This window comes from Youngiibacter multivorans (assembly GCF_017873395.1).
Taxonomy (GTDB): domain Bacteria; phylum Bacillota; class Clostridia; order Clostridiales; family Clostridiaceae; genus Youngiibacter; species Youngiibacter multivorans.
Genome location: NZ_JAGGKC010000018.1, coordinates 29,001 through 42,664, shown reverse-complemented (window position 1 = coordinate 42,664; position 13,664 = coordinate 29,001). Strand labels below are relative to the sequence as shown.

At 48.7% G+C, this 13,664-nt stretch carries 12 protein-coding genes; 2 read left to right on the top strand and 10 right to left on the bottom strand.

Going from position 1 to position 13,664, the window contains the following annotated elements; all coding sequences use genetic code 11:
- Window positions 1–2: 2 nt before the first annotated feature.
- The 10 genes from uvrB to J2Z34_RS10835 form a co-directional block, all read right to left on the bottom strand.
- Window positions 3–1,997, bottom strand: a complete 1,995-nt coding sequence (uvrB, locus tag J2Z34_RS10880) for an excinuclease ABC subunit UvrB (RefSeq protein ID WP_209459926.1) — start codon at window positions 1,995–1,997, stop codon at window positions 3–5.
- Between the two features lie 157 nt (window positions 1,998–2,154).
- Entirely contained in the window at window positions 2,155–3,393 is a 1,239-nt protein-coding gene (locus tag J2Z34_RS10875; RefSeq protein ID WP_245250624.1) for a S41 family peptidase, read from the bottom strand.
- Between the two features lie 18 nt (window positions 3,394–3,411).
- Window positions 3,412–4,296, bottom strand: coding sequence for a permease-like cell division protein FtsX (ftsX, locus tag J2Z34_RS10870; RefSeq protein WP_245250623.1), 885 nt, complete (start codon window positions 4,294–4,296; stop codon window positions 3,412–3,414).
- A complete protein-coding gene (gene ftsE / locus J2Z34_RS10865; RefSeq protein ID WP_209459892.1) occupies window positions 4,283–4,975 on the bottom strand; it encodes a cell division ATP-binding protein FtsE in 693 nt (230 codons plus the stop codon). Before ftsE ends, ftsX begins: the two co-directional genes overlap by 14 nt.
- A gap of 302 nt (window positions 4,976–5,277) precedes the next feature.
- Window positions 5,278–6,126 carry a YitT family protein gene (locus J2Z34_RS10860; RefSeq protein WP_209459891.1) on the bottom strand — a complete coding sequence of 283 codons (849 nt, stop codon included), beginning with the start codon at window positions 6,124–6,126 and terminating at the stop codon, window positions 5,278–5,280.
- Entirely contained in the window at window positions 6,123–6,995 is an 873-nt protein-coding gene (locus tag J2Z34_RS10855; protein WP_209459890.1) for a YitT family protein, read from the bottom strand. Before J2Z34_RS10855 ends, J2Z34_RS10860 begins: the two co-directional genes overlap by 4 nt.
- Window positions 6,992–8,176 carry an alanine racemase gene (alr, locus tag J2Z34_RS10850; RefSeq protein ID WP_209459889.1) on the bottom strand — a complete coding sequence of 395 codons (1,185 nt, stop codon included), beginning with the start codon at window positions 8,174–8,176 and terminating at the stop codon, window positions 6,992–6,994. Before alr ends, J2Z34_RS10855 begins: the two co-directional genes overlap by 4 nt.
- Before the next feature lie 77 nt (window positions 8,177–8,253).
- Window positions 8,254–9,765 (bottom strand): NAD(P)H-hydrate dehydratase, encoded by a 1,512-nt coding sequence (locus tag J2Z34_RS10845; RefSeq protein WP_209459888.1) that lies wholly within the window; start codon window positions 9,763–9,765, stop codon window positions 8,254–8,256.
- 1 nt (window position 9,766) lies between these two features.
- Window positions 9,767–10,129: a holo-ACP synthase gene (gene acpS, locus J2Z34_RS10840; RefSeq protein ID WP_209459887.1), complete on the bottom strand. Its 363-nt coding sequence runs from the start codon at window positions 10,127–10,129 to the stop codon at window positions 9,767–9,769.
- A 16-nt stretch (window positions 10,130–10,145) separates the two neighbouring features.
- The gene (locus J2Z34_RS10835; RefSeq protein ID WP_209459886.1) at window positions 10,146–10,727 is read right to left on the bottom strand and encodes a GNAT family N-acetyltransferase; all 582 of its coding nucleotides are present in this window, start codon (window positions 10,725–10,727) and stop codon (window positions 10,146–10,148) included.
- A 228-nt stretch (window positions 10,728–10,955) separates the two neighbouring features.
- Here J2Z34_RS10835 and J2Z34_RS10830 point away from each other — a divergent pair, with 228 nt between their 5' ends.
- Together J2Z34_RS10830 and J2Z34_RS10825 are read left to right on the top strand one after the other, a co-directional pair.
- Window positions 10,956–12,191 (top strand): FprA family A-type flavoprotein, encoded by a 1,236-nt coding sequence (locus tag J2Z34_RS10830; protein ID WP_245250621.1) that lies wholly within the window; start codon window positions 10,956–10,958, stop codon window positions 12,189–12,191.
- Window positions 12,192–12,212: 21 nt separating this feature from the next.
- Window positions 12,213–13,622, top strand: a complete 1,410-nt coding sequence (locus J2Z34_RS10825; protein ID WP_209459884.1) for an FAD-dependent oxidoreductase — start codon at window positions 12,213–12,215, stop codon at window positions 13,620–13,622.
- Window positions 13,623–13,664: the final 42 nt, after the last annotated feature.

The following is a 13,664-nucleotide window of genomic DNA, read 5'->3' as shown; positions in this document are numbered from 1 at the left end:
AATCAGTTCTTGTTCCTTATAAGCTCCTTCTTGAGCTTGCCTATCTCATCTCTGATGTAAGCTGCCTTCTCGAACTCGAGCTCCTTTGAGGCCTTGTACATGTCCAGCTCCAGCTTCTTTATGGTCTTCTCGAGATTTTCCTTATTGAACTTCACGGCATCCTCAAGTGACTTGAATTCCTCTATCTCGTCAGCCATCCTGGTTATCTCGATGACGTCCCTTATGTCCTTCACAACAGTCGTAGGTGTTATTCCGTTCTTCTCATTGAACTCCATCTGGATCTTTCGCCTTCTGTAGGTCTCCCCGATCGCCCTGTCCATTGATCCGGTCCTCACATCGGCATACATTATGACCCTGGATTCGGAGTTCCTCGCAGCCCTTCCTATGGTCTGTATGAGGCTTGTCTCAGACCTCAGGAATCCTTCCTTGTCGGCGTCAAGTATTGCGACAAGCGCAACCTCAGGCAGGTCAAGACCCTCCCTCAAAAGGTTTATACCTACCAGCACATCAGTCTCACCAAGCCTCAGGTCCCTGATTATCCTCATCCTCTCCATCGTTTCAACATCGGAGTGCATGTAGGTTATCTTTACTCCCAGGTTCTTGAAGTATTTAGTCAGGTCTTCTGCCATCCTTTTGGTTAGGGTTGTAACCAGAACCCTGAAGCCATTTTTCACAGTCTCACGGATCTCTGCATACAAATCATCTATCTGGCCCTTTGTTGGCTTGATTATGATTTCAGGGTCTATCAGCCCCGTAGGCCTTATGATCTGTTCAGCAACAACAGTGGAGTGCTCCTTCTCATACTTTGACGGCGTTGCCGACACAAAGACAACCTGACCTATCCTCTCCTCGAATTCCTCGAATCGTAGCGGTCTGTTGTCATAGGCTGAAGGAAGCCTGAATCCGTAGTCCACGAGGGACCGTTTCCTCGACCTGTCTCCGGCGTACATGGCACGCAGCTGAGGAAGAGTAACGTGGCTTTCGTCGATGAACATGAGAAAATCCTTCGGGAAGTAGTCAATAAGGGTCTTCGGCGGTGTTCCCGGATCCCTTCCGTCAAGGATCCTCGAATAGTTTTCGATTCCAGAACAATACCCCATTTCCCTTATCATCTCAAGGTCAAAGTTGGTCCTCTGCCTGAGCCTCTGGGCCTCAAGCAGCTTATCCTCCCTGGTAAGTTCCTCAAGCCGTTCCTCCAGCTCCGCCTCAATCCTGGCGATAGCCTTTTCAACCTTGGCATAGGATGTGGCGAAATGGGATGCCGGGAAAATTATGGTATGGGAAAGGTCAGCCATGATTTCGCCTGTCAGGACGTCGAATTCCCTGATCCTCTCGATCTCGTCACCGAAAAACTCAACCCTTATGCCCTTTGCAGTCTCAGATGCCGGGACCACATCCAGTATATCCCCTCTTACCCTGAAGGTACCTCTGGAAAAGTCGATGTCATTCCGCTCATACTGTATCTCAATGAGCTTCCTCACAATGTCGTCCCTGTCCCGGTTCATACCGGGGCGAAGTGATATTGACAGGTCCCTGTATTCCTCAGGATTTCCGAGTCCGTATATGCAGGACACGGATGCCACAATAATGACATCCCTTCTCTCGAAGAGCGCCGATGTCGCTGAATGCCTGAGTTTGTCTATCTCGTCATTTATGGATGAATCCTTCTCAATGAAGGTATCTGTCTGCGGCACGTATGCCTCCGGCTGGTAGTAGTCGTAGTAGGAGACGAAATACTCGACTGCACTGTCCGGGAAGAATTCCCGAAACTCCGAGCAAAGCTGAGCTGCAAGGGTCTTGTTATGTGCAAGCACAAGAGCCGGCCTCTGGGTCCTCTCGATGACGTTCGCCATTGTGAAGGTCTTTCCCGAGCCGGTTACTCCAAGAAGTGTCTGGGCCATATTGCCGCTGTTAATTGATTCCACCAGGGCATTTATGGCATCAGGCTGGTCGCCTGTAGGCTTGTACTTCGATTTTATCCTGAAGGTCCCTTCCATCATCTTATGTCTCCTTTCCTTATATCCTCACCCTTGATTATACTCCAATCGGAAGGTCCATGTAAACATATGTTCACATATTGACACATGCTTCGAGTAATTGGCAGAAAATGGCAAACCAGGGGATGGCTAAGCCATCCCCTGATGAATTCCTTATTCAGTTGCCAAGCTTTCCCTTCAGGATCTCCAGTGCTTTCTGCAGCTGAGTATCCTTCAGCCTGTCGTACTCGCCTTCAGAGAAGCCTTCAGGAAGGTCCACCACCACATCCGGCATTATTCCCGTTCCGTGTATGTTGGTACCCTTTGGAGAATAGTATGATGACACGGTGACCTTGAGGCCTTCAGCCTCGCCCACGTTGTATACCATCTGGACTATTCCCTTTCCGAAGCTGTTATGTCCTACAAAGGTTGCTGCGCTGTAATCCTTAAGGGCTCCTGCTACTACCTCTGAAGCTGATGCCGATCCCTCATCTATCAGGACAACCAGCGGAACTCCCAGGTAGTCTCCGCCATAGGATTTATAGGTCTTCTTCTGGCCGAACTTGTCTAATGTGTAGACCACATCCTCATCCTTCTTGATGAAATTAGATGCTATCTTTATTGACTCATCAAGGTATCCTCCGGGATTTCCTCTCAGGTCAACGATGAAGCCCTTCGCACCCTGAGCCTTGAGGCTGTCAAGTGCGCCCTTGAATTCAGCTGATGTGTTTTCAGAGAACTGAAGGAGTGTCACAAGTCCTACGCCGCTTTCAAGCATCTCTGCCTCTACGTTCACGAGCTTGATGTGGTCCCTGACCACGGAAAGGTCCATCTGTGTGCCTTCCCTTTCTATAGTGAGGTTCACAGCCTGACCTGCTTCACCTCTTATTATCGAAACTGCCTGGTCCATCTGTGATCCCTTGTATTCGACGCCCTCAACCTTTACAATGACATCTCCTGACCGGATTCCTGCTTCGTATGCCGGTGTGCCGTCGAAGGTGGTTATGACGACTATCTTGTCATCTTTCGCGCCGACCATGATTCCGATTCCCACATAGTTGCCAGTACCCTCCTCGTTGAATGCGGAGTACTCCTCAGCATTGAAGAAGACAGTATAAGGGTCTCCAAGCGAATCCACCATGCCCTTTATTGCGCCTTCGATGAGCAAAGCATCATCTATATCCTTGTAATAGGTCTGGTAAAGCGTCTCCCTGACCTCGAAAAGCTTATCGAAATCCTGTATATCAGTGATACCCGGGAACTGCGCCTCGAGTCCTGAAGTCTCTTCTTCCTTGAGAGGTCCCATAAGAGTTCCTGCCAGGAATGATATTCCGGCTATAACTATAGCAGCGAAAAGCAGAGCAAGGAACTTTACGCCCCTTCCGCCCTGACCTCTGTCATCTTGATTGTAGTACATGCCAGCCACCCCTTTGTTTTATACGTCCAGGAACCTTCTAAGGGAAATATAGCTTCCCGCGGCTCCAATTCCCATCCCTGCAAGGATGAACTGCCAGCTCATGTTGCTGAGGACATAGCCCGGAGCAGTGAGACCTGCATAGAAGAATGCCTTGGTTATTTGAGTGTAGGCTCCCTTGTATGAGAAATATAGTACAGCTACTGCAAATATCGCACCAACGGTCCCCATGATTATGCCTTCGATGATGAATGGCCACCTTATGAACCAGTCAGTGGCACCAACAAACTTCATTATCCCGATTTCACGCCTTCTGCTGAATACCGTCAGCTTGATGGTGTTTCCTATAAGGAACAGCGATACGATTATAAGTATGCCGAAGATCACCACTCCAACAGTCCTGATGGTCCTTGCGACAGCAATGATCATCTCGACAGTATCCCTCTCGTTTCCTACCTGCTGGACTCCCGGAAGATCCTTGACAGCATCCTCAACAGGTCCTGCCGCCTCCGGAGTATCCAGGCTTACCACGAAGGAATTTGGCAGAGGATTGTTAGCCTCTGAGTAGCCCGCAAGAATCGCATTGTTCTCGCCGAGTGATTCCTTGAATTTAGTGAAGGCCTCTTCCTTTGTCTCGTACTTGATTTCCTTTATTCCAGTGACTGACCCGATTGCAGTCTGTATAGCCTGCTTCTCTTCTTCAGTTGCCTCATCCAGAAGGTACGCCTTGATCTCAACCTTGGATTCCACTGTTGCGACGCTCGAGTTTATCGTCATTGCGACGAGTATGAAGACACCGAATATGAACAGGGTTGCTGCAACAGTCGCCATACTGGCTGCAGATATTGTCCTGTTCCTTTTAAGGCTCTTCAGCGCATCTCCAAGGAACATCTTAATTTTCGTCATGAATATTGTACCTTCCTTTTTGCTCGTCTCTGTTTATCCTGCCTTTCTCAAGAGAAATAACTCTCTTCTTGCTCACGTCGACTATCTCCCTGGCATGGGTTGCCATGATGACCGTTGTTCCTGCCTTGTTAATGTCCATCAGCAGCGACATGATTTCCTTCGCTGTATCAGGGTCAAGGTTTCCTGTCGGCTCGTCTGCTATGAGTATGGAAGGATTGTTTGCTATTGCCCTTGCAAGGGATACCCTCTGCTGCTCTCCACCTGAAAGCTCAGTCGGGAAGTTCCTTGCCTTGTCTGAAAGTCCTACAAGAGCAAGCACCATGGGAACCCTTCGCCTGATCTCCTTCGGAGTGGCATCGGTGACTCTCATCGCGAAGGCCACATTCTCGAATACATTCAAAGTGCTTATGAGCCTGAAGTCCTGGAACACCATGCCTATCTTTCTTCTGTAGTATGGAATGTCCTTCTTTGTTATGGCCGCAAGGTCTTTGTTTCCAACCTTGACAATTCCAGTAGTCGGTTCGACCTCCTTAAGCAGCATCTTGATGAAGGTTGACTTGCCTGCACCCGAAGCTCCTACAAGGAAGACAAATTCTCCGGATTCTATCTTTACGCTGATGTCGTCCAAAGCAGTGACCTTATTGTCATACTTCTTCGTAACGTTTTTGAATTCAATCATATCTGCAACTCCTATGAATAAATCTGTGTAGCATGCAGTTACCGGCTTTAGCAGCCCATTGAATGGCTTTGTGAGCCATTAATATGGCTTTATGAGCCATAATATGGCTTTGTGAGCCATTAATATGGCTTTGTGAGCCATAAAAGGGAACCGGCAATGCTGTTTTTGTTCCGACATTTTCTCTTTGACGCTACAAGTTTAAGCTTCATTGCTTTAGTTTACCTTAAGCGAAAAACCCCTAAACCTCCACGATTTCTAAGTATGGCATAAGCTTATGAAGATAATATAAAGAAAATGCATGGTTATCTAAGGTCCTTGAACCCCTCTCCCAGTACTTCGTGGACGTCGTTGACCGATATGAATGCACGGGGATCCATTTCCTTTATGTATTCCCTTAGCTTGATGTATTCCCTCCAGTTAAGGACGACATACAGGACCGAGGTCCCTTCTCCGGTATATCCGCCGTAGCCGGTAAGCACAGTGCAGGACCTGTCGAGTTCCTTTATTATGAACCTTATTATTTCCTCCTCATGTCTGCTGATCACCATCAGCTCCTTGGAGGTATTGAGACCATCGATCAGCCTGTCAATTAATGTACCGTTTATGATGATGCAGAGCATGGCGTAAAGTCCTATCCTTATTCCGAAGGTCATGATACCGCCCAGTCCTACAATGAAGTCTACGATAAGGAGTGACTTGCCTATGTCAAGATGGAAGTACCTGTTAAGAATCTTCGCAAGTATGTCCGTTCCTCCTGTTGAGGCTCCGCTGTTGAACACCATGGCCATGCCTATGGCAACAATTATCGTACCGACAGCGGCGTTTATGAACAGGTCGTCTGTAAGAGCCTGAGGCCTTAAACCTGCTTCCATGGCCCACATGGTCAGAGAGAGGCCAAAGGACGCGTATAGAGTCTTGGCACCAAATCCTCCTCCGATTGTCAGAAATGCAGTGGCAAAGAGGATAAGGTTAAGCACAAGGATTATAGCCCCTACAGGAAAGGCAGGTATGAAGCTGTTGAGTATAATTGCTATTCCCGTAACTCCTCCTGCAGCTATCTTCGCCGGTATGTAGAAATACTCAAGGCTGAATGCGACAAGGAATATACCTATGGTTATCAGAATGAAATCCCTAAGCTTGAAATCCTTCACGCCGTTCCCTCCCCGCTATTTCCCATTACCTTAGGCGATGAGAAGCCCTTTCCAAGGACCTCTGCAGCCGTTCCTACAGTTACAAATGCATCCGGGACCTGGTCTCTCAGGAATTGCTTGAGGACCACGAACTCCCTTGTCGACAGAACACAGTAGATCATGTGGCTCTCAGCACCAGTGTAGGCACCTTCACCAGAGAATATTGTGGCACCCCTGTCGAGCTTCCCCACGATGAATCCCCTGACCTTCTCCTTGTCCCTTGTTATTACGAAAACCTGCTTTGCTGAGTTGAACCCATCTACAATCCTGTTGATCACAACTCCGTTCAGTATTGCTCCGAGTATTCCATATAGTCCTCTCTCAAGTCCGAAGTTAAGCGCAATCATCACCACTACCGTCAGGTCAATGAGGACAAGTGCGCTCCCAGGAGTCATCCCGGTGAACTTTGATATTATCTTAGCTATAATGTCAGTGCCTCCGGTGGATGCATCCTGGTTGAAAACTATCCCGATCCCGGTTCCAAGGAGAAGTATTCCCATTGCTGTCGAGAGCATCAGGTCGCCCGTAGGCTGGCCAATGGAAAGAAATGTCTCTATGACCCACATGGCTGCTGATACAAGTGTGCTGGCATAAAGGGTCTTCATTCCGAAGCCTCCGCCAAGGACAAGGAATCCAAGTCCGAAGAAAACCGCATTCAGTGCCATGACCAGAACGCTTACAGAAATGCCCGGGACAATCAGATTTAGCACCAGAGCCATTCCGGACACGCCGCCCGGTGCTATTCCATTGGGCAGGAAGAAGACCTGCACCGAAAAGGCCACAAGTATTGATCCAATGGTTATCAGGAGATACTCTTTCGTCCTCTTCACAGCGCTCCCTTTGGCAGGCATTCAAGATGCTCGGTCCTGAATGCTTCCCTTCCGTCTTTCAGATACACTCTCGGAACTCTCTTCGCAACAGCACAGATTATCTCATATGAGATCGTACCGGCTTTTGGGGCGATTTCATCAGCCCAGACCGATTCTTTGCCCTGGGATCCCATAATGACCGCTTCGTCGCCTTCCCTTACATGTTCGCATTCAGTCGCATCCACCATTATATGGTCCATGCAGACCCTTCCAAGCACTTTGCACCTCTTGCCTCCTATCAGTACCTCTCCCTTGTTGGAGAGACTCCTGAAATAGCCGTCAGCGTATCCAATAGGGATCGTAGCGACCTTCGTGTCTTTTTCAGCAGTGAATGTGCTTCCATAGCCTATGGATGTTCCGGCAGGGACTGTCTTCAGCAGAACAACCATGGATTTTAGACTCATGACAGGTCTCACGTCTATGACTGTCCTGTCCACCTCGTCGGAAGGGTAATAGCCATACTGCATTATACCCGGCCTCACACAGTTGAACCTTGCCTCCGGAATATCTATGACTCCGGCGCTGTTTGACATTGCTGTGTACTTGAAGGCAACTCCCATGTCATCCATTGACTTCATGAAAGATTTGAACCTGTCAAGCTGCATATTGGCATAGGTCTTGTCACCTGAATCAGATGAAGCGAAATGGGACTGGAGACTGTACATTTCGATATTCTCAAGCTTCGCAATCCTTGCGACCTCATCAGCGCTTTCAGGGCTTACGGGGAATCCAAGCCTTCCCATTCCTGTATCGGAAATTATATTGAGCCTGGCCTTCATACCAAGCCTTCCTGCTATCTTGTCCATCTCCACCGCATAGCTTAAGCTATAGCAGGCAAGGGCAAAGCCCTCTCTGATCGAGACCTCAGCAAAATCGAGCGGAGTGAAGCTAAGTATCGTAATAGGAGCGGTTATCCCGCAGGCCCTTAGCTGCATGGCTTCAGTCACAACTGCCACAGCTATCTCGTCAGCTCCTGCCTCCAGCATGCAGCGTGCTATTTCAGGAGCACCATGGCCGTATCCATCCGCCTTGATCACGGTTACGATCCTGACGTCACCCACCAGTTTCCTTATATTCCTCATGTTCTCCATGAGTATGTCCAGGTCTATTTCAGCCCACAAAGGCCTTATCATGTCATACATAAAATCACCAATTCCTCAATTATATCCTTCAGTTCCACGTTACATATTACCACAAACCCATCGCCTAGTGGAAATCATCATCGTTTCGAATCCTGAAGCCTCTTCATGCAGCCGGGAATCGCCTCTATAATCTCCGAAGCCTTCACAATGTAATTTTCCCCTGCAAGCTCGTCACCTATGTAGCCATGGAGATAGGTGCCGAGGATGGCTGCCTCAAGTGGCTCAAGGCCCTGTCCGCAAAGGGACCCTATTATTCCGGCAAGTGCGTCGCCCATGCCTCCCTGGGCCATCGCTGATGAACCTGTAGGATTAACATATGCCGTTTTCCCGTCGGTAATCACCGTATTGTAGCCCTTAAGGACCACAATGCACTTGTGCTCTTGCGCGAAGCTCCTTGCGGTGTCAATCCGATTCTTCTGTATCACCTCAGAGCTCAGGCCGCATAGTCTGGACATTTCACCCACATGCGGAGTCAGTATGACATTGAAGTCCAGATGAGTTAGAATCTCCGTCCTGTCCTTCAATACGTTCAGTCCGTCAGCATCCAAAAGAAGTGTTTTCGAGCGGCCTCCATTCTCCTGCATGGACTTTATAACTCTCAGAAGCATATCGAAGGTCACATCGCCTGCTCCAAGTCCTGGGCCGAACACCACAACATCTGCCCTTCCGGTTCCATCCTCCAGGTCATCCGGATGAATGCTCATGGCTTCCTTGAGCCTCAAAACGAGGCTTTGGAATACCTCTTCCCTGGAACAAAGGGTTACCAGTCCCGACCCTGTGGATATTGCAGCTTCAGTGCAAATCAGCGCAGCCCCGGTAAAACCGGAAGACCCGGCTACAACAAGGACCTTTCCATAATTGCTCTTGAAACCTGTCTTATCCCTTAAAGGCACCAGTGAACGTGCTAAGGCATGGTCTGTCAGGAATTCGCCTTTTTCAGCCTTGGCCTCGACAGGGCCTGGAATACCGATGTTCTCCACGATCACCCTGCCAAGCTTCGACATGGCATCATAGTTCAGAAATCCCCTCTTCATGCACTGGAAGGTCACTGTCATGTCGGCATCAATCACTTGTCCCATGGTTTCACCATTATCCGCATTCATTCCAGACGGAACATCGACTGAAAGCACATACTTTGAATTTATGTTGATCTCCTGAATGACTTGCCTGAGGAAGTCCCTTAACGGCTTGGCTACACCAGTCCCAACCAGAGAATCTATTACAACATCTGCATCCTTCAAAGCTTCCCTGAACGACCACATGGTTTCAGAGGAAAGCGGGATCATGGGTACGCCAAGCCTCTTGAGTATCCTGAAGTTGGTCCTGGTCTCAGTCTTATAGTCACTTCCTTCACTGATGTAGAAGACATCGACCTCCTTGTCCATGCAATACAGGTGTCTGGCTATGGCGAAGCCATCACCTCCGTTGTTTCCCCTTCCGCAGACAACCACGAAATAGCCTTTTGTAAGGTCCAGGTTCCTTATGCATGCAAGTGCGGCGTTTTCCATCAGAACCGGTGCCGGTATCCCGATTTCCTCAACCGCTATCCTGTCAATTTCCCTCATCATTTCGACCCCAGCGATCCTCATTTCAATCACCTTCTATAATTACTACTGACATTGCATCTTTCCTGCTGTGTGAAATCGTCACATTTATCCTCACAGGTTTCCCGAATACCCTGTCCAGGACCTGCTTAAGCCTTTCTTCATTGATGAATGGCTTTCCAGAAATATCCCTCAAGACCTCAATGTCCTTCAAAGGAACTCCTGCCTTGCCTGACCCAAGGGCCTTAAGGAAAGCCTCCTTTGCGGCAAACCTTCCTGCAAGGGTACTGCTTGTATTTGCAAGCTCGATCTCAGAGTCCGTGAATATCCTGTTAAGCTTTCTTTCTGTAGTGAATACACCAGCTATCCTGTCAATTTCAACTATGTCGCAGCCCATTCCAAGTATCATTTGAACACCTCACTGATTACAATATTATCCCTGCTCTCTCCAGAAGGTCTTTCTGAAGTTCTTCGAAGTCCCCTCTTGTAATCCTGTATGCAAGAAGGTCGACTTCCCTACCGTCCAGCCGGTCAAGTGTCTTCCTTACAGTCTCTACGTATCTGAAACCCGTCTTCAGAACCACAGACCTCGACCTTTCGTTGAAGCTGTAATGGCCGCACCATAGCTCATCGACCGCCATATCCTTAAAAGCGTGGACAATTAGCCTCGCGCAGGCCTCAGGTACCAATCCCTTTCCCCACAGCTTCTTTGTAAGCACATAGCCAATCTCCCTCGATCTCCCAGATGGCACCACTTCTGACGGCGACCTTTCATGGAGCCCTATGCTGCCGATGACCCTTCCATCCTCACGAAGGACCATAGCATATATCTCATCCCTGCTCTCCCTGAACATTTCGATTACCCTGCAGCTTTCCTCTATGTCTTTGTGAGGTGCCCAGCCTGCATTCGGACCGATCTCGGGATCCCTTGCGTATTCAAACATGTCCACTGCATCAGAGGGCTTCCATTCCCTGAGTATAAGTCGATTAGTATATAGTTCCTGCATAGCTTTCCCCCTGATGTCCTTTCCTTCCATTATAACCCATGGAGGCTTGCTTTGGGCACCACATGAGCTGCAAAGGACTCTTGTTTGTAAAAGTTCTGAAAACAACTGCTCATTTCAAGTCTCCCTGCATAAAAAGTTCACTTTGTTGATGTATAATAATTGTGTGAAATTTGATTAAGAATAGCCTGATTGGCTCAATAAGAAAGGGATGAAACAATGCTTAGATCCTTGGAAGTAAAAAAGGGAATTCACTGGGTAGGTGCCCTCGACCCGAACCTTCGCATATTCGACATAATAATGTATACACCATACGGCACAAGCTACAACTCCTTCCTGGTGCAGGGAACAGAAAAGACAGCAGTATTCGAGACCGTCAAGCTTCAGTTTATTGACGAATATCTTGAGAGGCTGAGGGAGCTCGGAACCGACCCTGCCAAAATAGACTACATAATAGTAAGCCATACTGAGCCTGACCATTCAGGGTCAGTTTCCAAGATGCTTGAGCTGTCCCCGAACGCAGAGGTTCTCGGATCTCAGGCAGCAATAGGATTCCTCAAGGAAATGGTCAACAAGCCGTTCAGGCACAGGATAGTGAAGGAGAACGAGACTCTGGAGCTTGGCGGGAAGACCCTTAAGTTCATAATGGCGCCTTTCCTGCACTGGCCGGATTCCATGTATACCTACATTGAGGAGGACAAATCGCTCGTAACCTGTGATTCTTTCGGACTGCACTACTGCTTCGAGCCAATGTTCGATGATCTTATAACTCCTGAAGAGGAGCCAAAATACCAGGAGTCACTCAAGTATTATTTCGAAACCATATTTGGACCTTACAAGCAGCATATACTTAAGGCCTATGAAAAGATCAAGGGACTTGATATAGATACAGTGCTTACAGGACACGGCCCCATACTCAGGAGAGACCCCTGGGCTGTGATAAACCAGTATGTAAAATGGGCGACTCCACAGGACAGGACAGGCAGAAAAAAGAAGGTAACGATCAGCTACGTTTCCGCCTACGGATATACTAAAGAAATCGGAGACAAGGTAGTTGAAGGGCTCAGGTCATCAGGAGACTTCGATGTCGCCTCCTATGACATCATCCACCATGACATGAAGGACATCCTTGCAGACATCGGGGATTCCGATGGCTTGCTTTTCGGTTCACCCACAATAGTAGGAGAGCTTTTGGAGCCCGTAAGGATCCTTTTGGCACACCTTAACCCAACCGTCCACGGCGGCAAGATAGCCGGAGCCTTTGGCTCATTCGGGTGGAGCGGAGAAGCAGTGCCAAGGATTGAATCAAGGCTCAAGGAACTGAGGATGAAGATTCACGGACCTGGACTCTGCATGAAGTTCAAGGCAAGTGAAAAAGAGCTTGAGGATGCCTTTGTCTGGGGAAGAGAGTTTGGAGAGAAGCTGCTGGGCAAGATTCCTGTTAACCAGGAACATGTCAAGGCCTGAAGGCTGATAGGAGAATTGGATATGGAAAAGAAGAAGCTATACAAGTGTGCGGTTTGCGGACATGTGGTAGAAGGCTCGATACCTGACAAATGCGAGGTTTGCGGAGCAGATGGCGATGCCTTCGTAGAGATTGTTGAAATGGAAGCTCCTGGCCCCATAGGCGGTCTTGACAGGTTCCTGATACTGGGAAACGGTTCGGCAGGCTTCAACGCAGCGAAGGAAATCAGAAAGCTCCTGCCTGAAGCGTCCATCACCATGGTCTCTAAGGAGACCATGAAGTCCTATATCAGGACCAACATCGGAGAATATCTGGACGGTTCGGAGCCGCCAGAGAAGTTCTTCCTTGCGAAGGATACCTGGTATGAGGAAAACAAGATTGAGCTATTGCTTGGGAAGACAGCAGTCAGGCTCCTTCCTGAGGACAAGAAGGTTGTATTTGACGACGGGACTGAAAAATCCTATGACAAGCTTATCCTTGCCAATGGAAGCCACAATTTCATACCACCGGTACAGGTGGAATTCGACCATACTGAGAAAACGCCAGGATTCGTCCTGAATGATTCAAACCTCAAGGATGTGGGCGGTATCCATACTCTCAGGGAGTTTGCTGATACAAAGGAGCTTTCAGGTGAAATCGCACCAGGTAAAAAGGCAGTTGTTATCGGCGGTGGCCTGCTTGGCCTTGAGGCAGCATGGGAGCTGAAGCTGCTTGGAGTTGATGTTACAGTCGTCGAGTTCGTCAAGAGGCTCCTTCCGAGACAGCTTGACAACGAAGGCGCTGCAATATTCAGCGGTATAGCGAACAGGTCAGGGCTGAACCTCATACTCGGAGATTCAGCGCAATACATAAAGATAAAGAAGGATCCAGCCCTCACGAACAAGCTGGGAGCAAAAGTAGCCGGAGTCTCACTTAAGAGCGGCGGCTTCGTTGAAGCTGATTTCGTCCTCTTCTCTGTTGGAATCAGGTCAAATCTTGAGCTTGCGAAGGAAGCGGGGCTTGCTGTTGAAAGAGGAGTTATAGTCAACAGGAAGATGGAGACATCCGTGCCTGACATATGGGCATGCGGAGATGTCTGCCAGCTTGACGGTTTCGTTTATGGAACCTGGCCTGCAGCCCTTGGCATGGGCAAAACCGCAGGACAGAATGCTGCCGGCATCAGAGAGGACTTCAAGAAGTTCACTAACTCAACGATCTTCAATTCACTCAACGCAAAGGTCTTTTCAGCCGGCTCCGTCGATTTTGACGATCCCCTCCTTGACCAGGTAGGGACCAGGAACGACATCGAGGGAACCTACAGGAAGGTTTTCTTCAGGGATGGAAAGCTTGTAGCCGGTATACTAATCGGCGACACGACAAAGCAGATCAAGGTCCTGAAGGCCATCGAGAATGGTCTGGACTACGCTGGTGCAAAGGAAGCAGGACTGGTATAAAAAACAATGGAGACTGAGGATTTTCCTCAAGTCTCCATTGTT

Bases quoted from the DNA above. Each gene is read 5' to 3' on its own strand.
- uvrB (WP_209459926.1), bottom strand. From the start codon at position 1,997: ATGGAAGGGACCTTCAGGATAAAATCGAAGTACAAGCCTACAGGCGAC.
- J2Z34_RS10875 (WP_245250624.1), bottom strand. From the start codon at position 3,393: ATGTACTACAATCAAGATGACAGAGGTCAGGGCGGAAGGGGCGTAAAG.
- ftsX (WP_245250623.1), bottom strand. From the start codon at position 4,296: ATGACGAAAATTAAGATGTTCCTTGGAGATGCGCTGAAGAGCCTTAAA.
- ftsE (WP_209459892.1), bottom strand. From the start codon at position 4,975: ATGATTGAATTCAAAAACGTTACGAAGAAGTATGACAATAAGGTCACT.
- alr (WP_209459889.1), bottom strand. From the start codon at position 8,176: ATGTATGACATGATAAGGCCTTTGTGGGCTGAAATAGACCTGGACATA.
- J2Z34_RS10845 (WP_209459888.1), bottom strand. From the start codon at position 9,765: ATGAGGATCGCTGGGGTCGAAATGATGAGGGAAATTGACAGGATAGCG.
- acpS (WP_209459887.1), bottom strand. From the start codon at position 10,129: ATGATACTTGGAATGGGCTGCGACATAGTTGAAATTGACAGGATAGCT.
- J2Z34_RS10835 (WP_209459886.1), bottom strand. From the start codon at position 10,727: ATGCAGGAACTATATACTAATCGACTTATACTCAGGGAATGGAAGCCC.
- J2Z34_RS10825 (WP_209459884.1), top strand. From the start codon at position 12,213: ATGGAAAAGAAGAAGCTATACAAGTGTGCGGTTTGCGGACATGTGGTA.